The sequence below is a fragment of the Mycobacterium sp. TY814 genome, from assembly GCF_030755175.1.
Classification (GTDB): Bacteria; Actinomycetota; Actinomycetes; order Mycobacteriales; family Mycobacteriaceae; genus Mycobacterium.
On the sequence record NZ_JAUFRY010000002.1, the window covers coordinates 461,735 to 479,713 of the forward strand.

Genomic DNA, 17,979 nt, shown 5'->3' on the forward strand with positions numbered 1-17,979 from the left:
GCACTAGGCCCTGGACAAGCAGACTGGAAGGCCGTCTCGCAGAGTCACCGAGAAGGTGAAGCGGGATTCCGGTTGCCATCCCTCGGGCAGGCTCAGTCGATACCGCTGAAAGAGGATGGTCAGGAAGAACTGAGCGGCCATGTACGCCATCGTGGTACCCAGGCAGAAGTGCTGCCCGGAACTGAAAGGCATGAACGCAAGCCGTGGTCGCGCCCGCACCTGGTCGGGGTCAATGAATCGGCCCGGGTCGTATCGGTCGGGGTCCGGCCACCACCGCGGATCGCGGTGCACCACCGACATGCTAGCTCCCACGAGGGTGAGCTTGGGTAGCCGATAGCCGCCAAGTTCGTTGTCGGCCATGCAGAACCGGGGAAAGAACGGGTGTCCCTGCATCCGCTGGCCCTCGTCGAAGCATGCCCGCGCCCAATTAAGCCGACCCACGTCGTCGTAGGTGGGCAGCGCCCCGTCAAGTGCCTCGATTTCCTCGTACAGCTTCGCCAATTGATCGGGGTTCTTCAGCAAGAGCGCGACAGTCCACGTGAGGGCTGCGCCGGTCGGGTCGTAGGCGCCACCCAGCAGACCGACGATTTCGGCGGCGAGGTCCGGCCGAGAGATTGGTGAGCCGTCCTCGTATCTGGCGTCCAGCAACGTATCGAGGAAATCCGGCGTGTCAAGCGGGTGAGCCCGGCGATCTTTGATGAGCTGCCCGACGAACCGGTAGATCCGTGCCAGGGCCGGAAACAGGCTTGATCTTCCTTGTCGCGGAAGCAGATTGGGAAATGGCACCATCAATGTGGTCAGGCCGAGCAAGCCGGTGATCGCCCGCATATCAGCATCCAGCCGACGCAACTCACAGTCGTCGATCGAGGTTGAGAACAGCGCCCGCAGATAGACTTTCAACGTTGCCAGCGAGATTTCCTGCTGCAGATCAACCGACTGTCCGGTTCCGGCCAGTGACGACCATCGGTCGAGCCGTTCGTCGAACTCCCGACAGAAAATGTCGGCCATCGTCACCAGGTGCCTGCGCGTGAACATCGGCATCAGCATCCGCCGGCGCTCCCGCAACTTGGGGCCTTCGAGCATGATGCTGTTGGCCCCGATGAGGGTCAGCAGGGGACCGACCGGACTGTATCGGCTGTAGCGCCCGTCCGGATCGTCCATGAATTCGTGCAGCAGGTCCGGATGAGTTACTGCGACCAAGTCCAGGAACGGCATCGGAATGCGGAAGATGTCGCCGTAGTCTGCAGCCCCGCGCCTCATCAGCGCAAAGGGATCCCGACGCAACTGGAAGAAGGAACCGACGATCGGCAACCCTCTCGGCCCCGGCGGCAGCGGTGTGGGACGGCCGTAGCCCCGCGCGGCACCCATCATCGTGGGCACCGACAGTCGGGTTGGCCAGAGCGGGTCTTGCCGCAAGGCCGTGAAGACACTGCGCCGACCGGTCGACCGAGGGCTCTTGGGCCCTACCTGTTGGGTGGTCTCCCTATTGGGCTGTTGAAAAACCGGCTCCTCCGCAGCGGTCACCGTGCTCCACGTCCTCTCGTTAGGGTTACCTAACTTATTCAAGCACGGGGTAGGCGCCAGGTCGGAGTTACAGTCACGGCGTGCCCAAGATCACTGCCGCATCCGTGGAGCAGCATCGCGAGCAGGTGCAACGGCGCGTCTTCGACGCTTTCGTCTCGCTGATGGCCGAGCAGAGCTTCGACGCGATCACCATGGCCAAACTCGCCGCTGCGGCAGGCATCGGGCGCACGGCCATCTATCACCATTTTCCGGACAAGGAAACGGTGGTGGTTGCGTTCGCAACCCAGGAAACGAGCAGCTACATCGACGGACTCCGGGCCCTCCTGGCCGGTGTCGACGATCCGGTCGACCGCCTCACGATCTACATGCGCCATCAGCTTGATGCCGGCCAGAAATTTCACATCGGTTTGGGCCCGCAGCTTTACGGCGCCCTGTCGCAGGGCGCGCTGCACGCCATCCGCGGTCACATCGTGGCCATCGAAAACGTTCTGCGGGACATTTTGAATGCCGGTGTCGCCCAGGGCATTTACACGTTCGAGGACGAGAGCGCGACGATATCGCTGATCCATGCCTGCCTCGCGCCCCGGGATCTACCCGGGGTGGCTGTCGAACGGTTCGTGCTTCGTGCGCTCGGCGTTACTTTCTGACATACTGTCAAGATCGTTTTGACATGTTGTCATTATAGTGGCCGATCTATCGAAGGAGTCGCCCGTGTCGCCGAGTGTCGCTGAAGCCGTCCGGCCTTTATCTGTCGCGATGAAAGAGGGCTCGATGACCGAGCATGCCGCGGCGGAGCACTCACCGTTCGTATCGGAACTTCTTGCCGGTCGAGTGAACGAACGGGGCTACGCCGACTACCTGCTGCGGTTGCGCGCAGTTTACGGTGCACTGGAAACCGCCATCCGGATCCATAGCGACGACCCGCTGGTCGCCGCAGTCTTCGACCCGGCGCTGGAGCGCCTGCCGGCCATCGATGCCGACTTGGACCACTGGTTGCCGGGCGGCGCGCGCGAGGTCGTCTCGCCAGCCGTTGACGCATACCGCGACCGGATCACCGACGCGACATGGGGAGGTGCGCTGGTGGCCCACCACTACACGCGCTACCTCGGTGATCTCTCCGGTGGCCAGATCATAGGCAAGATCCTCAACCGCACGTACGGTCTTGACGGATCCGGCTTGGCGTTCTACGACTTCCCGATGCGGGCCAAGCCTTTTAAGGATTCCTACCGCGCCCGCCTGGACGGCCTCAGCCTCGATGCCGATGCGATGGATCGCACCGTCAACGAGGTGAAGGTCGCGTTCGGGCTGAACCAAGCGTTGTTCGACGAGCTGGCCCAGAGCCTGCCCGCATACCGACGCCGGCCTTGAGGTCCCTAACGCGCACCCCGTTGTCCAGACTTGCCGGGCCGTAGCCCGATGTCGCGGTGCGCGCGGGTAGCGTCGGGACGGTGACCGACACGCCACGCGAATTCGACATCATCGTCTATGGGGCAACGGGCTTCGTGGGGAAGCTGACCGCCGAATATCTCGCCCGGGCAGGGGGAGACGCGCGAATCGCGCTGGCCGGCAGGTCAAGAGAACGCCTGGAAGCGGTCCAAAAGACGTTGGGACCCGGCGCCCAGGACTGGCCGTTGATCGCCGCCGACGCCACCTCCGAGTCGTCGCTCAAAGAGATGGCCGCACGCACCCGGGTCGTCATCACCACCGTGGGTCCCTACACCCGCTACGGGCTGCCCCTGGTGGCGGCGTGTGCCGCGGCCGGCACCGACTACGCCGACCTGACTGGTGAGGCGAACTTCGTGCGCGACAGTATCGACCTCTACCACAAGCAGGCCGCCGACACCGGTGCGCGCATCGTGCACGCCTGCGGGTTCGACTCCGTTCCGTCGGACCTGACCGTCTACGCGCTGTACCGTGCCGCGCACGACGACGGCGCGGGTGAGCTGACCGAGACGAATTACGTCGTCAGGTCCATGCGGGGCGGGGCATCCGGGGGAACCATCGCCTCCGGCGTGGAAATCATGCGCACCGCCGCGGAAGACCCCGATGTCCGCCGTCAGATGGCCGATCCCTACACCTTGAGCACCGACCGCGCTGCCGAGCCTGAGCTGGGGGCACAACCCGACCTCACCCTGCGTCGCGGTGGTCGGATCGCGCCGGAACTGGCCGGCCTGTGGACGGCCGCGTTTCCTATGGCGCCCTCCAACACCCGGATCGTTCGGCGCAGTAATTCACTGATGAATTGGGCCTATGGTCGCACGTTCCGCTACACCGAAACCATGAGTGTGGGGTCCTCGCCGTTGGCGCCCGTCGCCTCAGCCGTCATGACCGGGTTCACCGGTGCGTTCTTCGCCGCGGGCAGTCGCTTCCTCAACCGGGTGCCCAGCGGGTGGCTGGAACGGGTGCTGCCCAAATCAGGGAGCGGGCCGAGCGCCCAGGCCCGCGAGCGCGGCTACTACAAGGTGGAGACGTACACCACCACGACCTCCGGCGCCCGCTACGTGGCGCGCATGGAACAGCGTGGCGACCCCGGTTACAAGGCCACCTCGGTGATGCTGGGGGAGTGCGGCCTCGCCCTGGCCAAAGACCGCGACAAGCTCTCTGACCTGCATGGCGTGCTGACCCCGGCGGCGGCGATGGGTGACGCGCTGCTGGCCCGGTTCCCACAGGCAGGTATCGAGCTACGGACCGAACGGTTAAATTGACGGGCCAGTTGAAATCCGCCTGATCAAAGGGTGTTGATCCGCTCCCGCTGGGTCTAGTGTCGTAGCTGCTCGCCTCCCATCCCAGCAACGAAGGTGGATCACGATGGCCGGTCTCGACGATCTTTATCAGCAAATTCCCACTTCGAGCATCGCGTCGAAGCTGGGGGCTGATCAGGGCGAAGTCGAGAAGGCGGTGCATACGCTGGTTCCGGTGCTGCTCAGCGGATTGCAACACACGTCGCAGGATCCCGAGCACGCCAGCAAGATCGAGGATGCCGCCAGCGGCCACGCCGCCCGTGGACTGCTCGATGCCGGCGGCGGTGTCGAGCACGTCGACGAGAACGACGGACACCAGGCGGTCGCGACCCTCTTCGGCGGCAAGGACACCGACGAAGTCGCCGCCGCTCTGGCCGGTGGCGGCGCCGGAAACAGTGATCTGCTCAAGCAACTATTGCCTATCGTGTTGCCAATAGTGTTGGCCTACATCGGAAAACAACTCAATTCCGGTGCACCGGCCGAGGCTCCCGCCTCGCAGCAACGCAGCTCCGGCGGCGGGTTGGGGGACATCCTGGGCAGCATCCTGGGCGGTGGCAACGACAAGTCGCTGGGCGGCATTCTGGGCAGTGTGCTGGGCGGCAAGGGCGGTGGTCTCGGCGACATTCTCGGCGGCCTGCTCGGCGGCAAGAAATAACCTGCGCCACAACACAATTGCGTCGAGCGCAAGTCTGGCTCGGTCGCGTCATCAAGTCCGGTAATTGAGAGTGATGGAGAGGAAAGCTCATGGCAGACAGGCTCACCGAAGGTCAGAAGCTGGTGAAGGGCGAGTCCCTGACGTCGAATAACGGTGCCTACACGCTGACCTTGCAGGACGACGGCAACCTGGTGCTGGCCGTATGGGGCAAGCCGATTTGGGCGACCTCGACCAACGGCCAGGATGTGGTGCGCGCCGAGGTGCAGACCGACGGCAATTTCGTGCTCTACACCGCCGACAAGCCGGTGTGGCACAGCGACACCAAGGGTAAGAAGCAGGTCCAGCTCGTCCTGCAGGACGACCGGAATCTGGTGCTGTACGCCGCCGACGGGCCCGCGTGGTCGACCAAGACCGAGACCGACGGACCGCCGCCGCCCGAGCCTGTGGCCGAGGCGGAGAAGTCCGGCTCGAGTTCGGGCTGGTGGGGATCCGATGAGCCGGCGGAGAACGCTGTCGCCGAAGGGCAGGCCGAGCCGGCACCCGAAGCCCCGCCGGCCGAACCCGAGCCCGCCGCACGCACCTACACCGTCGAGTCCGGCGACACTCTGTGGGCGATCGCGGAGCGGTTCTACGGCGACGGCAGCAAGTATCAGGTCATCGCCGACGCCAGCGGGATCCCCAACCCCGACCTGATCCACCCCGGCCAGGTGCTCACCATCCCGTAGTCGGTTTTCACCTGCGGGTTCAGGCCCTTACACGGGCGCGGCTGGCGGTTCCTAGAATTGACCGGTGACCGCCAGCCCCCGCCCCGTCGATGACCAGTTGCCCAAGTCCTGGGATCCGGCCGCGATGGAGGGCGCGATCTACCAGAACTGGGTAGATGCCGGCTACTTCACCGCGGATCCCGAGAGCACCAAGCCGGCGTACTCCATCGTGCTCCCGCCGCCGAATGTCACGGGCAGCCTGCACATGGGCCACGCGCTCGAGCACACCATGATGGATGCGCTGACCCGGCGTAAGCGCATGCAGGGCTACGAGGTGCTGTGGCAGCCGGGCATGGACCACGCCGGCATCGCCACCCAGAGTGTGGTGGAAAAGCAGCTGGCGGTCGACGGCAAGACCAAGGAGGACTTCGGCCGGGAGCTGTTCGTCGAGAAGGTCTGGGACTGGAAGCGCGAGTCCGGTGGCGCGATCGGCGGCCAGATGCGCCGGCTCGGGGACGGCGTCGACTGGAGCCGGGACCGCTTCACCATGGACGAGGGCCTGTCGCGGGCGGTGCGGACGATCTTCAAGCGCCTGTACGACGACGGCCTGATCTATCAGGCGGAACGGCTGGTCAACTGGTCGCCGGTGCTGGAGACGGCGATCTCCGACCTCGAGGTCAACTACCAGGATGTCGAAGGCGAGCTGGTGTCGTTCCGGTACGGCTCGCTCGACGACGCTGAACCGCACATCGTGGTCGCGACGACCCGGGTGGAGACCATGCTGGGCGACACCGCCATCGCGGTGCACCCCGACGACGACCGGTACCGCGACCTGGTCGGCACCAGACTGCCGCACCCCTTCGTCGATCGCGAGATGATCGTGGTCGCCGACGAACACGTCGATCCCGAATTCGGTACCGGCGCAGTCAAAGTCACCCCCGCGCACGATCCCAACGACTTCGAGATCGGGATGCGCCACCAGCTGCCGATGCCCTCGATCATGGACACCAAGGGCCGGATCGCGGACACCGGAACGCAATTCGACGGCATGGACCGGTTCGAGGCCCGGGTGAAGGTGCGGGAAGCCCTTGCCGCCCAGGGCCGGGTCGTCGAGGAGAAGCGGCCCTACCTGCACAGCGTCGGGCACTCCGAGCGCAGCGGGGAGCCGATCGAACCCCGGCTGTCGCTGCAATGGTGGGTCCGGGTGGAATCGATGGCCAAGGCCGCCGGGGACGCGGTGCGCAACGGCGACACCGTGATCCACCCGGCCAGCCTGGAACCGCGCTGGTTCGCCTGGGTGGATGACATGCACGACTGGTGCATCTCGCGCCAGCTGTGGTGGGGCCACCGCATCCCGATCTGGTACGGGCCCAACGGGGAAATGGTGTGCGTCGGTCCCGACGACACCCCGCCGGACGGGTGGGAGCAGGACAGCGACGTGCTGGACACCTGGTTCTCTTCGGCCTTGTGGCCGTTCTCCACCCTGGGCTGGCCGTCGAAGACTGCGGCGCTGGAGAAGTTCTATCCGACAAGCGTTCTCGTCACCGGCTACGACATCCTGTTCTTCTGGGTGGCCCGGATGATGATGTTCGGCACCTACGTCGGCGGCGACGACGCCATCACCCTCGACGGCCGCCGGGGCCCGCAGGTGCCGTTCACCGACGTGTTCCTGCACGGGCTCATCCGCGACGAGTTCGGTCGCAAGATGAGCAAGTCCAAGGGCAACGTCATCGACCCGCTGGAATGGATGGACAAGTTCGGGGCCGACGCGCTGCGTTTCACCCTGGCCCGCGGCGCCAGTCCGGGCGGCGACCTGGCCATCGGCGAGGACGCCGTGCGGGCGTCGCGCAACTTCGGCACCAAACTGTTCAACGCGACCAGGTACGCGCTGATGAACGGCGCGGCCCTGGCCCCACTTCCCGACGAACTCACCGACGCCGACCGCTGGGTGCTGGGCCGGCTGGAAGAGGTGCGCGCCGAGGTCGATGCGGCCTTCGACAGCTACGAGTTCAGCCGCGCCTGCGAGGCGCTCTACCACTTCGCCTGGGACGAGTTCTGCGACTGGTATGTCGAGCTGGCGAAAACGCAGCTCGCCCAGGGGCTTTCGGGCACCACCGCGGTGCTCGCCGCCGGCCTGGACACCCTGCTGCGGCTGCTGCACCCGGTGATCCCGTTCATCACCGAGGCGCTGTGGCAGGCGCTCACCGGCCAGGAGTCGCTGGTGATCGCCGACTGGCCCAAACCCTCCGGCATCACGCTGGATCCGGTTGCCGCGCAACGGATCACCGACATGCAGAAGTTGGTGACCGAGGTGCGCCGGTTCCGCAGCGATCAGGGCCTGGCCGACCGGCAGAAGGTGCCGGCCCGGTTGGTCGGTATCGATGACGCCGATCTGAACAATCAGGTTCCCGCCGTGACGTCGCTGGCCTGGCTGACCGAACCGGGTGACGACTTCAGCGCGTCGGCGTCTCTCGAGGTCCGCCTGAGCACCGCGACTGTCGTCGTCGAACTCGACACCTCGGGCACCATCGACGTGGCGGCCGAACGCCGGCGGCTGGAAAAGGACCTGGCCGCCGCGCAGAAGGAACTGGCCTCCACCGCGGCCAAGCTCGGCAACGCCGACTTCCTGGCCAAGGCGCCCGAAGCCGTCGTCGACAAGATCCGCGCCCGCCAACAGGTGGCTCAGGAAGAGACCGACCGGATCACCGCCAAATTGGCGGCGCTGCGCTGATGTCTGAGAGTTCGGAATCGCAGGATTGGGAAGCGGGCACCAGCCTGGGTCCGACGCCGGACGAGATCGCGGCCCTGCTGCAGGTGGAACATCTGCTGGACCAGCGCTGGCCGGAGACGCGCATCGAGCCGAGCCTGACCCGGATCAGCGCCCTGATGGACCTACTCGGGTCGCCGCAGCTGAGCTATCCGTCGATCCACATCGCCGGCACCAACGGCAAGACTTCGGTCGCGCGGATGATCGACGCGCTGGTCACCGCGTTGCAGCAGCGCACCGGCCGAACCACCAGTCCGCACCTGCAGTCGGCGGTCGAACGCATCTCGATCGACGGCGAGCCGATCACGCCGGCGCGGTACGTGGACGTGTATCGGGAGATCGAGCCGTTCGTGCACATGGTCGACCAGCAGTCGCAGGCTGACGGGGGGCCAGCGATGAGCAAGTTCGAGGTGCTCACCGCGATGGCGTTCGCGGCGTTCGCCGATGCCCCGGTCGACGTGGCCATCGTCGAGGTCGGCATGGGCGGCAGCTGGGACGCCACCAACGTGCTGAACGCGCCGGTGGCCGTCATCACCCCGATCAGCGTCGACCACGTCGATTACCTGGGCGCCGATATCGCCGGGATCGCCAGGGAAAAGGCGGGCATCATCACCCGGGCCCCGGAAGGAGCGCCGGACACCGTCGCGGTGATCGGGCGCCAGAGTCCCGAGGTGATGGACGTGCTGCTCGCCCAGACGGTGCGTGCCGACGCCGCGGTCGCCCGGCAGGACTCCGAGTTCGCCGTGCTCGGCCGTCAGGTGGCCATCGGCGGCCAGTTGCTGCAGCTACAGGGCCTCGGCGGGGTGTACCCCGACATCTACCTGCCGTTGCACGGCGAACACCAGGCGCACAACGCGGCGCTGGCGCTGGCCGCGGTGGAGGCGTTCTTCGGGGCGGGCGCGCAGCGTCAGCTGGACGTGGACGCCGTGCGCGCCGGATTCGCCGCCGTGACCAGCCCCGGGCGGTTGGAGCGCATGCGCAGCGCCCCCACCGTGTTCATCGACGCCGCGCACAACCCCGCCGGCGCGGCCGCACTGGCGCAGACGCTGACCGACGAGTTCGAGTTCCGCACCCTGGTGGGGGTGCTCGCGGTGCTGGCCGACAAAGACGTGGACGGCATCCTCGCCGCACTGGAACCGGTGTTCGACTCGGTCGTCGTCACCCACAACGGTTCGCCCCGTGCGCTCGATGTCGAGGCGCTGGCTGCGGCGGCGCAGGAGCGGTTCGGGCCCGACCGGGTGATCCCCGCCGATACGCTGCGCGACGCTATCGACACCGCGACGGCACTGGTCGACGCAGCCGATCAGGAAGGCGAGATGTTCTCCGGCACAGGCATTGTCATCACCGGTTCGGTCGTCACCGCCGGCGCCGCCCGCACCTTGTTCGGTCGTGATCCGCAATGACCGAAGACGCGGCACCGCCGCCCGACCCGTGGAAGAGCTTCGCCGGGGTGATGGCCGGAACGCTGATCCTCGAGGTGATCGTGGTGTTGCTGGCGATCCCGGTGGTGGGCGTCGTCGGCGGCGGCTTCAGCGGCGCGTCACTGGGTTACCTGATCGGATTCGCCGTACTGCTGGTCGTGCTGACCGGACTGCAACGCCGGCCATGGGCGATCTGGGTCAACCTCGGTGCTCAGCTGATACTCGTCGCCGGGTTTCTGGTGTATCCGGCCGTCGGTCTGATGGGCCTGCTGTTCACCGCGGTGTGGGGGCTGATCGCCTATTTGCGCGCCGAGGTCCGGCGGCGGCAGGAACGCTGGACGCCGCCGCCCTCGGTGTGACGCATTTCGCCCGGTTCGTCGAAACTGCGGCCAGGGCGGGGACAAGGGCCGCCGGGTAGCCCTGAGCGCAGAATCGATGCTCGCACCGCAGGCTCAGTTGTTCGGCTGCGAGTCCATCATTCTCGATTGAAGAACTCAGTCCCCGCCTGACGGTGACGGTACGAGGTCGTCCTAAGTGCTCACAGTAACGAGGCCGGCGACTTGGGAGAATGTTCCGATGGCGCGCAGTAATCCACCGGGTGGCATGGACAGTTATTCGGCCGTAGCGGACAAGTTGAAGATAGATCAAGCGCTGTCGGCGCTGCAGCCCAATGATCTGTTGCCGCCGCGACCTGACGATAAGGTCGGTGGAGCGGTTGGAGAGCGTTTCGTGCGCGCCATCGAGCATTCGCTGATCAGTGGTCGATATGAACCGGAGACCGCAGTTACTGTCCCGGTGACGAAGCCAAAGTATGCGACACGACCCGCAGCGCTAATGAACTTAATTGACCGGGTTGTGTATGAAGCGCTTGTCGAGCCGTTGCGGTCTCGGATCGAGCGAGGGCTCGTATCCGACGGAGTGGTTTTCTGGCCACGCGGCTTTGAGATGGACAAACGTTGGCGTGAGTTCGAGGCGTTATCACAACAAGGCGGCAACGATTACATCGTCCGGGTCTGCTGCACGAATAGGTGACATCTGAGTTGGCTTGCCCAGCATGGGCGGGCTGGAAGGATGTCCCCATGGCAAGGCCCTACCCCCGCGAGTTCCGCGACGACGTCGTCCGGGTCGCTCGCAACCGCGATGACGGTGTAACGATCGAGCAGATCGCCACCGATTTCGGAGTGCACCCGATGACGCTGCAGAAATGGCTCCGTCAGGCCGACATCGACGAAGGCACCAAGCCCGGCAAGAGCGCCAGCGAGTCCGGTGAGCTGCGCGAAGCCCGACGGCGGATCAAACTGCTAGAGCAAGAGAACGAGGTGCTGCGCCGGGCCGCAGCGTATTTATCGCAGGCCAATCTGCCGGGAAAAGGGTCTACCCGCTCGTGAAAGAGCTCGCCGCCGACGGGATCCCCGTCGCGGTGACGTGCCGGGTACTCAAGCTCTCCCGCCAACCGTATTACCGCTGGCTGGCCGACCCCATCACCGAGGCCGAACTCATCGAGGCCTACCGCGCCAATGCGCTGTTCGACGCGCACGCAGACGATCCGGAGTTCGGCTACCGCTACCTCGTGGAGGAGGCGCGCGATGCCGGCGAGCCGATGGCCGAGCGCACCGCATGGCGGATCTGCTCGCAGAATCGACTGTGGAGCGTGTTTGGTAAGAAACGCGGCAAGAACGGCAAAGTCGGGCCGCCGGTGCACGACGATCTTGTCGAGCGTGACTTCACCGCTGAAGGGCCAAATCAGTTGTGGCTCAGTGACATCACTGAGCACCGCACCGGTGAGGGCAAGCTCTACCTCTGTGCGATTAAGGACGTGTTCTCCAACCGGATCGTCGGCTACAGCATCGACTCCCGAATGAAGTCACAACTGGCCATCCGGGCACTACACAGCGCGGTAGCCCGACGCGGAGATGTCGCGGGGTGCATTCTGCACTCGGATCGCGGATCTCAGTTCCGGTCAAGGAAATTCGTACACGCCTTGAATCAACACGAGATGGTCGGCTCTATGGGCCGTGTCGGAGCCGCCGGCGACAACGCCGCCATCGAGAGCTTCTTTAGCCTGCTGCAGAAGAACGTGCTCGACCGCCGCCGCTGGGACACCCGAGAACAACTCCGCATCGCGATCGTCACCTGGATCGAGCGCACCTACCACCGGCGCCGCCGCCAGTCCGGCCTCGGGCGGTTGACCCCGATCGAATTCGAAGCAATCATGACCACACCGGCCAGTCAGGCCGCGTGACCGAAACTGTCACCTGATCGTGCAGCAGACCCTCCGTTCCGACGTCACGGGATTCTATGAATCTATAGATCACGCCGTCCTCCAGGACATCTTGGTCAGGCTGACCGGGAGAGTCGATGTGATTGGGGCGCTGATCGATTTTCTCGGTCAAGTGATGGGCGGGCCTCGTGGATTGCCTCAAGGTATTGCAACAAGCGACGTCCTGGCGACGGCTTACCTCAGCGCTGTCGATGCGGAGATGCTCAGGAACGGTTTCGATTACCGCCGGCATGGCGATGACATCCGGATAGCCGTAGCCACGCATGATGATGGGCGCCGCGCAATTCACCGATTGGAGAGCCAACTTCGTTCAGTGAGGTTGCTCATTAACTCTGACAAATCCCGAGTTCTTCATCGCAATACATACGTCACGCAACTCGGGGCTGTCGAGGCCACTCGCAAGGGTGTGCACGGCAGGATCTTGAAGGAACGGAAGGAGGCATTGAGTGACGCATCTGACGACGAGATCGAACGACTTGTCGAGGGAGCCGACCTCGGCGTAGAGACGTTGTGGGCGCTCTTTTATCACCGCACGATTAGCTTGGAGGAACTAGCTGAGAAACTGAGCACTCATCTTCAACCGGATCAGGTCACCGTGGCTGTGGGATCGTTTAGCGAAGCGATGAGACGTATGCCAGGTTCTGGGCCTTCGGCTTTGGCTGAAGACGAATTTCACGGGCTTGTGTCGACAGCGATGACGATCCTCCTCGCCAAGAAGCTGCCCGATGCGATCGAGTCCGCACCAATGCTCGTCGGCCGGTTTCCCGACAAAACCGCGCTGGTCGCCACGTACCTCAGTGGCCTTGCGACAAGCTATCCGCAGCGAGTTGAAACGGCCAGCGTGAAGGCGCTTACCTCTGGATACCTCACGGGATGGCAGCAGGCGTGGCTAATGGCCGTCTTACGCAGAGTTGCGGAATCAACGAGGTTTACGCACTTTGGAGCGGCGCTGGAGGTAATTGTCGATGTAGCACACGACGAGGACGCCTCTTGGTTGGCCAGAGCGGAGGCCGTCCGGCTACTTGCGCAGGTTCGCAAGCTAGATCACAAGCTGCTACTTCGTGTCTGGAATCGTGCACCAAACTCTGTCCGCGCGGATCTTACTGCTGCTGCGGCAGTAGTGGCACGGACCGAAGGAGCTGTGTGGGCTGAAGCCTTCTGCGACTCAATGAAGTCGGATCCAATCGCCGATGTCGTACTCCACCGAGTCGCCAACGCGTTGCAGCAGGCAGCAGTCGCGGGTGGTTGACATCTGTGATTCGACGAAGTCTTGCTGTTCCTGTTTGGCCTCTAGTTGACGAACTAGGGTGTTGATTGATGGGCATGGCAGTTGCGGTCAAGTCCGACGATATGGCTCTACCGCAGGTCCCCTAACTGATCCCGGCTTGGGTCTGGGTCCTCCGACCTCTACTCTGTGCACCGTGACCGAACGGACCCTCGTATTGATCAAGCCCGACGGCGTGGAGCGCCAGTTGATTGGCGAGATACTCAGCCGCATCGAGCGCAAAGGCCTCAATATCGCAGCGCTGGAGCTCAGGACTGTCGGAGAGGACCTGGCCCGCCGCCATTACGCCGAGCACGACGGCAAGCCGTTCTTCGGTTCGCTGCTCGAATTCATCACCTCGGGACCGGTGGTGGCGGCCGTCGTGGTGGGAACGCGGGCGATCGCCGCGTTCCGGCAGCTCGCCGGTGGCACCGACCCGGTGGAAAAGGCCACGCCCGGGACCATTCGCGGCGATTTCGGCCTGGAGACCCAGTTCAATCTGGTGCACGGGTCCGACTCCGCCGAATCGGCCCAGCGCGAGATCGAACTCTGGTTTCCGGGCATCTGAGCGGGGCCGCGCCGAAGGGGAGCGTGATCCCCGGAAGTGATGTGGGATACTGACTGCGGGTGAACGTCGTCGAACTGGCGTCGGACACCCGAATGAAGACTCAGGCAAGCGCGACCACCGCCAGTCCGCGGTGCGGCGCAGCATGTCGAGCCGTCATTCAGTACGGCACCGAGTGGGCTCACCTGGGCTGCTCGGGGCGAGACCATCACAAGTCCGGGAGAAGTAACCCGGACCCATAGCGAAGCCCTCGAGTGGCCGCGTCGACATGACGCGCCCGGGGGCTTGAGGAGAATTCGTGGTAGACGATGCCCCAACTTCAGACTCCACAGACGAGCCGAACGAGCGTGAGGACCTGCCCGACCGCCTGAGGGTGCATTCGCTCGCGCGGACGCTGGGAACCACCAGCAGGCGGGTGCTGGACGCGCTGGCCGCTCTCGACGGGCGGATTCGCAGCGCACATTCCAGCGTCGACCACGTCGACGCGGTCCGCGTGCGCGACCTGCTGGCGGCCCAGCCCGACACGCTCGAAGCCGCCTCCGAAGGCGGTGACGACTCGACGGCCGAACCCGAATCCCGGCTGATGCTGGAGACGGTGGAGATCCGCGAGACTCACGAGACCGTCATCGAGCGCCCGCACTACATGCCGCTGTTCGTCGCGCCCCAGCCGCTGCCCGAGCGGGTCGAGACCGACGACGAAGCCGCCGACGACACCGTGGCAGACGACTCCGATTACGCCGACGACTCCGACGGTCAGGGCACGGGGGCGGACGACGACGAGGACCAGTCCGACCGTCCCGCCAACAAGCGCCGGCGCCGCGGACGCCGTGGCCGCGGCCGTGGGCGTGGCGAGCAGAACGGCGCCGACGGCGACAACCAGGCCGGTGACAACGCCGGGGCCGAGCAGAGCGGCGCCGACGACACCGACGAGAGCCAGGATTCCGACGAGGACGCCGACGACAACGAGAACGGCGACGAAGAGACCGCGGGCGAAGGCGCCACCCGTCGCCGCCGCCGGCGCAGGAGGCGCAAGACCGGCTCCGGCGACGACAACGACGACAGCCCGTCACCGGACGACCCGCCCAACACCGTCGTGCACGAGCGCGCGCCGCGCAGCGGCGGCAAGTCCGGCTCTGACGACTCCGGTCCCGGCGAGATCAAGGGGATCGACGGCTCGACGCGGCTGGAGGCCAAGCGCCAGCGCCGCCGGGACGGGCGCGACGCCGGCCGCCGCCGCCCACCGGTGCTGACCGAGGCCGAGTTCCTGGCCCGGCGCGAAGCCGTGGAGCGGGTGATGGTGGTCCGCGACCGGGTGCGCACCGAACCGCCGCACCCTGGCGCCCGCTACACCCAGATCGCCGTGCTCGAAGACGGCATCGTGGTCGAGCATTTCGTGACCTCGGCGGCCTCGGCGTCCCTGGTCGGCAACATCTACCTGGGCATCGTGCAGAACGTGCTGCCGTCGATGGAGGCCGCGTTCGTCGATATCGGTCGCGGGCGCAACGGCGTGCTCTATGCCGGTGAGGTCAACTGGGAGGCCGCCGGCCTGGGCGGAGCTGACCGCAAGATCGAACAGGCCCTCAAGCCCGGCGATTACGTCGTCGTGCAGGTGAGCAAGGACCCGGTCGGACACAAGGGCGCCCGGCTGACCACGCAGGTGTCCCTGGCCGGCCGGTACCTGGTGTACGTCCCCGGGGCGTCGTCGACCGGCATCAGCCGCAAGCTGCCCGACACCGAGCGCCAGCGCCTCAAGGAGATTCTGCGCGAGGTGGTCCCGTCCAACGCAGGCGTGATCATCCGTACCGCATCAGAAGGCGTCAAAGAGGACGACATCCGCGGCGATGTCACGCGGTTGCAGGAGCGCTGGAACCAGATCGACGCCAAGGCCGCCGAGATCAAGCAGAAGGCCGCGGGCGCCGCGGTGGCGCTCTACGAAGAGCCCGATGTGTTGGTCAAGGTCATCCGGGACCTGTTCAACGAAGACTTCTCGGGCCTGATCGTCTCCGGTGACGAGGCCTGGAGCACGATCAACGAATACGTGAATTCTGTTGCCCCCGACCTGGTTTCGAAGCTGACCAAGTACGAGCCGGCCGGTCAGGAAGGCCAGCCCGGCCCGGACGTGTTCGCGGTGCATCGCATCGACGAGCAACTGGCCAAGGCGATGGATCGCAAAGTGTGGCTGCCGTCGGGCGGCACGCTGGTGATCGACCGCACGGAAGCGATGACGGTGGTCGACGTCAACACCGGCAAGTTCACCGGATCGGGCGGCAACCTGGAACAGACCGTCACCAAGAACAACCTCGAAGCGGCCGAGGAGATCGTGCGGCAACTGCGGTTGCGCGATATCGGCGGCATCGTGGTCATCGACTTCATCGACATGGTGCTCGAGTCCAACCGCGACCTGGTGCTGCGCCGGCTCACCGAGGCGCTGGCCCGCGACCGCACCCGCCACCAGGTTTCCGAGGTGACCTCGCTGGGCCTGGTGCAACTGACCCGCAAGCGACTGGGAACCGGACTGATCGAGGCGTTCTCCACGTCATGCCCGCATTGCGCCGGCCGCGGCATCGTGATGCACGCCGACCCGGTCGACTCGGCGCCGGCCATTGGTCGCAAGACCGAGTCCGGCGGACGCCGCAGCAGGCGGTCGAAGAAGCCGCGAACCGAGCAGCCGAGCGAGAACGGCGTGGTGGCCAAAGTCCCGACGCACGCCCCGGGCGAGCACCCGATGTTCAAGGCGATGGCCGCGTCGTCCCGCGATGAGGACGAGAACGGCGAGGCCGACGAGGAGCTGACGGCCGAGACCGACGAGCAGACCGAATCGCTGGTTGCGGCCGGGGTCGACGAGTTCGAGGACGAAGACGTCGCCGACGAGGACGTCGAGGACGAGGACGACGTCGAGGACGAGGACGTCGAGGACGTGGACGAGGACGTCGAGGACGAGGACGTCGATGATGAGGACGTCGATGAGGACGAGGACACCGACGAACTCGACGACGAAGATCTCGACGAGGACGATGACGACGAGGACGTGGACGAACTCGACGACGAAGACCTCAACGACGAGGACGACGAGGACGAAGACGTGCTGGACGACGGCGAGGACCTGGACGACAGCCAGGACGGCGATGCCGCCATCGAGGTCCCGTCTGTGGTGATCGCCGAGGTTTCGGCGCCGCCGCGACGGCGCCGCGCGGCGGGACGGCCGGCCGGGCCGCCCATTCACGCGGACTGAAGACCGCAGCCTGGAAACCCCAGGCCCGGTTTGACCCTGTAGGAGCTGGTCACGTACCCTTGGACAGTTGTCGTCAGGGCTCTTTTCGAGATGTGACCGACGACAGCGGGCCAGTACCGAGCCCGCACCCAAGACCATCACCCGCGCCGGGTTCGCCCGCGCGCGAGTGTGACGCAGACAGATGAGAAGAGGCAGGAGCAACGATGGCGACCTACGCAATCGTCAAGACCGGCGGTAAGCAGTACAAGGTTGCCGTCGGCGACGTGGTCAAGGTCGAGAAGCTGGAGTCCGAGCCGGGCGCGAACGTGTCGCTGCCGGTCGCTCTGGTCGTCGACGGCGCCAACGTCACCACCGACGCTCAGGCGCTGGCCAAGGTCGCCGTCACCGGCGAGGTGCTCGAGCACACCAAAGGCCCGAAGATCCGCATCCACAAGTTCAAGAACAAGACCGGCTACCACAAGCGGCAGGGACATCGTCAGCAGCTGACGGTCCTCAAGGTCACCGGCATCAAGTAGGGGCGAGCAGACATGGCACACAAAAAGGGCGCTTCCAGCTCACGCAACGGTCGTGATTCCGCCGCACAGCGGCTCGGCGTGAAGCGGTTCGGCGGTCAGGTCGTCCAGGCCGGCGAAATCCTGGTCCGTCAGCGCGGCACCAAGTTCCACCCGGGCGTCAACGTCGGTCGCGGTGGCGACGACACGCTGTTCGCCAAGGCGGCCGGAGCGGTCCAGTTCGGCGTCAAGGGCGGCCGCAAGACCGTCAACATCGTCGCAGCCGGGCAGACCGCCGACTGAGTGCCGGGGACGTGCCTGGCAGCACGTCCGT

At 65.6% G+C, this 17,979-nt stretch carries 16 protein-coding genes; 15 read left to right on the forward strand and 1 reads right to left on the reverse strand.

What is annotated here, in order from left to right; genetic code table 11:
- Nucleotides 1-3: 3 nt before the first annotated feature.
- The gene (locus QXH22_RS15860) at nt 4-1,371 is read right to left on the reverse strand and encodes a cytochrome P450 (RefSeq protein ID WP_306276896.1); all 1,368 of its coding nucleotides are present in this window, start codon (nt 1,369-1,371) and stop codon (nt 4-6) included.
- Between the two features lie 233 nt (nt 1,372-1,604).
- Here QXH22_RS15860 and QXH22_RS15865 point away from each other — a divergent pair, with 233 nt between their 5' ends.
- From QXH22_RS15865 to rpmA, 15 genes are all read left to right on the forward strand, one after another.
- Complete coding sequence (locus tag QXH22_RS15865; protein WP_306276259.1) at nt 1,605-2,171, forward strand: TetR/AcrR family transcriptional regulator; 567 nt, start codon at nt 1,605-1,607, stop codon at nt 2,169-2,171.
- Between the two features lie 64 nt (nt 2,172-2,235).
- Nucleotides 2,236-2,892, forward strand: coding sequence for a heme oxygenase (biliverdin-producing) (locus QXH22_RS15870; protein WP_371934235.1), 657 nt, complete (start codon nt 2,236-2,238; stop codon nt 2,890-2,892).
- 80 nt (nt 2,893-2,972) lie between these two features.
- Nucleotides 2,973-4,229 carry a trans-acting enoyl reductase family protein gene (locus tag QXH22_RS15875; RefSeq protein ID WP_306276260.1) on the forward strand — a complete coding sequence of 419 codons (1,257 nt, stop codon included), beginning with the start codon at nt 2,973-2,975 and terminating at the stop codon, nt 4,227-4,229.
- 103 nt (nt 4,230-4,332) lie between these two features.
- Nucleotides 4,333-4,920 carry a DUF937 domain-containing protein gene (locus QXH22_RS15880; RefSeq protein ID WP_306244618.1) on the forward strand — a complete coding sequence of 196 codons (588 nt, stop codon included), beginning with the start codon at nt 4,333-4,335 and terminating at the stop codon, nt 4,918-4,920.
- Nucleotides 4,921-5,009: 89 nt separating this feature from the next.
- Nucleotides 5,010-5,645 (forward strand): LysM peptidoglycan-binding domain-containing protein, encoded by a 636-nt coding sequence (locus QXH22_RS15885; RefSeq protein WP_306276261.1) that lies wholly within the window; start codon nt 5,010-5,012, stop codon nt 5,643-5,645.
- Between the two features lie 64 nt (nt 5,646-5,709).
- Nucleotides 5,710-8,355: a valine--tRNA ligase gene (locus tag QXH22_RS15890; RefSeq protein WP_306244616.1), complete on the forward strand. Its 2,646-nt coding sequence runs from the start codon at nt 5,710-5,712 to the stop codon at nt 8,353-8,355.
- Nucleotides 8,355-9,794 (forward strand): folylpolyglutamate synthase/dihydrofolate synthase family protein, encoded by a 1,440-nt coding sequence (locus tag QXH22_RS15895; protein ID WP_306276262.1) that lies wholly within the window; start codon nt 8,355-8,357, stop codon nt 9,792-9,794. The genes QXH22_RS15890 and QXH22_RS15895 overlap by 1 nt, the downstream gene beginning before the upstream one ends.
- A complete protein-coding gene (locus QXH22_RS15900) occupies nt 9,791-10,171 on the forward strand; it encodes a DUF4233 domain-containing protein (protein WP_306244614.1) in 381 nt (126 codons plus the stop codon). The genes QXH22_RS15895 and QXH22_RS15900 overlap by 4 nt, the downstream gene beginning before the upstream one ends.
- Before the next feature lie 217 nt (nt 10,172-10,388).
- Nucleotides 10,389-10,844 (forward strand): hypothetical protein, encoded by a 456-nt coding sequence (locus QXH22_RS15905; protein ID WP_306276263.1) that lies wholly within the window; start codon nt 10,389-10,391, stop codon nt 10,842-10,844.
- Nucleotides 10,845-10,891: 47 nt separating this feature from the next.
- A protein-coding gene (locus QXH22_RS15910; protein WP_142283724.1) for an IS3 family transposase occupies nt 10,892-12,054 on the forward strand; the annotation gives its coding sequence in 2 pieces (ribosomal slippage) (nt 10,892-11,176 and nt 11,179-12,054; 1,161 coding nt in all).
- Nucleotides 12,055-12,073: 19 nt separating this feature from the next.
- A complete protein-coding gene (locus QXH22_RS15915) occupies nt 12,074-13,342 on the forward strand; it encodes an RNA-directed DNA polymerase (RefSeq protein WP_306276264.1) in 1,269 nt (422 codons plus the stop codon).
- A gap of 172 nt (nt 13,343-13,514) precedes the next feature.
- The gene (gene ndk / locus QXH22_RS15920) at nt 13,515-13,925 is read left to right on the forward strand and encodes a nucleoside-diphosphate kinase (RefSeq protein WP_306276265.1); all 411 of its coding nucleotides are present in this window, start codon (nt 13,515-13,517) and stop codon (nt 13,923-13,925) included.
- A 295-nt stretch (nt 13,926-14,220) separates the two neighbouring features.
- Entirely contained in the window at nt 14,221-17,154 is a 2,934-nt protein-coding gene (locus QXH22_RS15925; RefSeq protein ID WP_306276266.1) for an Rne/Rng family ribonuclease, read from the forward strand.
- A 203-nt stretch (nt 17,155-17,357) separates the two neighbouring features.
- Complete coding sequence (gene rplU / locus QXH22_RS15930; RefSeq protein WP_055577886.1) at nt 17,358-17,669, forward strand: 50S ribosomal protein L21; 312 nt, start codon at nt 17,358-17,360, stop codon at nt 17,667-17,669.
- A gap of 12 nt (nt 17,670-17,681) precedes the next feature.
- A complete protein-coding gene (gene rpmA / locus QXH22_RS15935; protein WP_306244611.1) occupies nt 17,682-17,948 on the forward strand; it encodes a 50S ribosomal protein L27 in 267 nt (88 codons plus the stop codon).
- Nucleotides 17,949-17,979 lie beyond the last annotated feature (31 nt).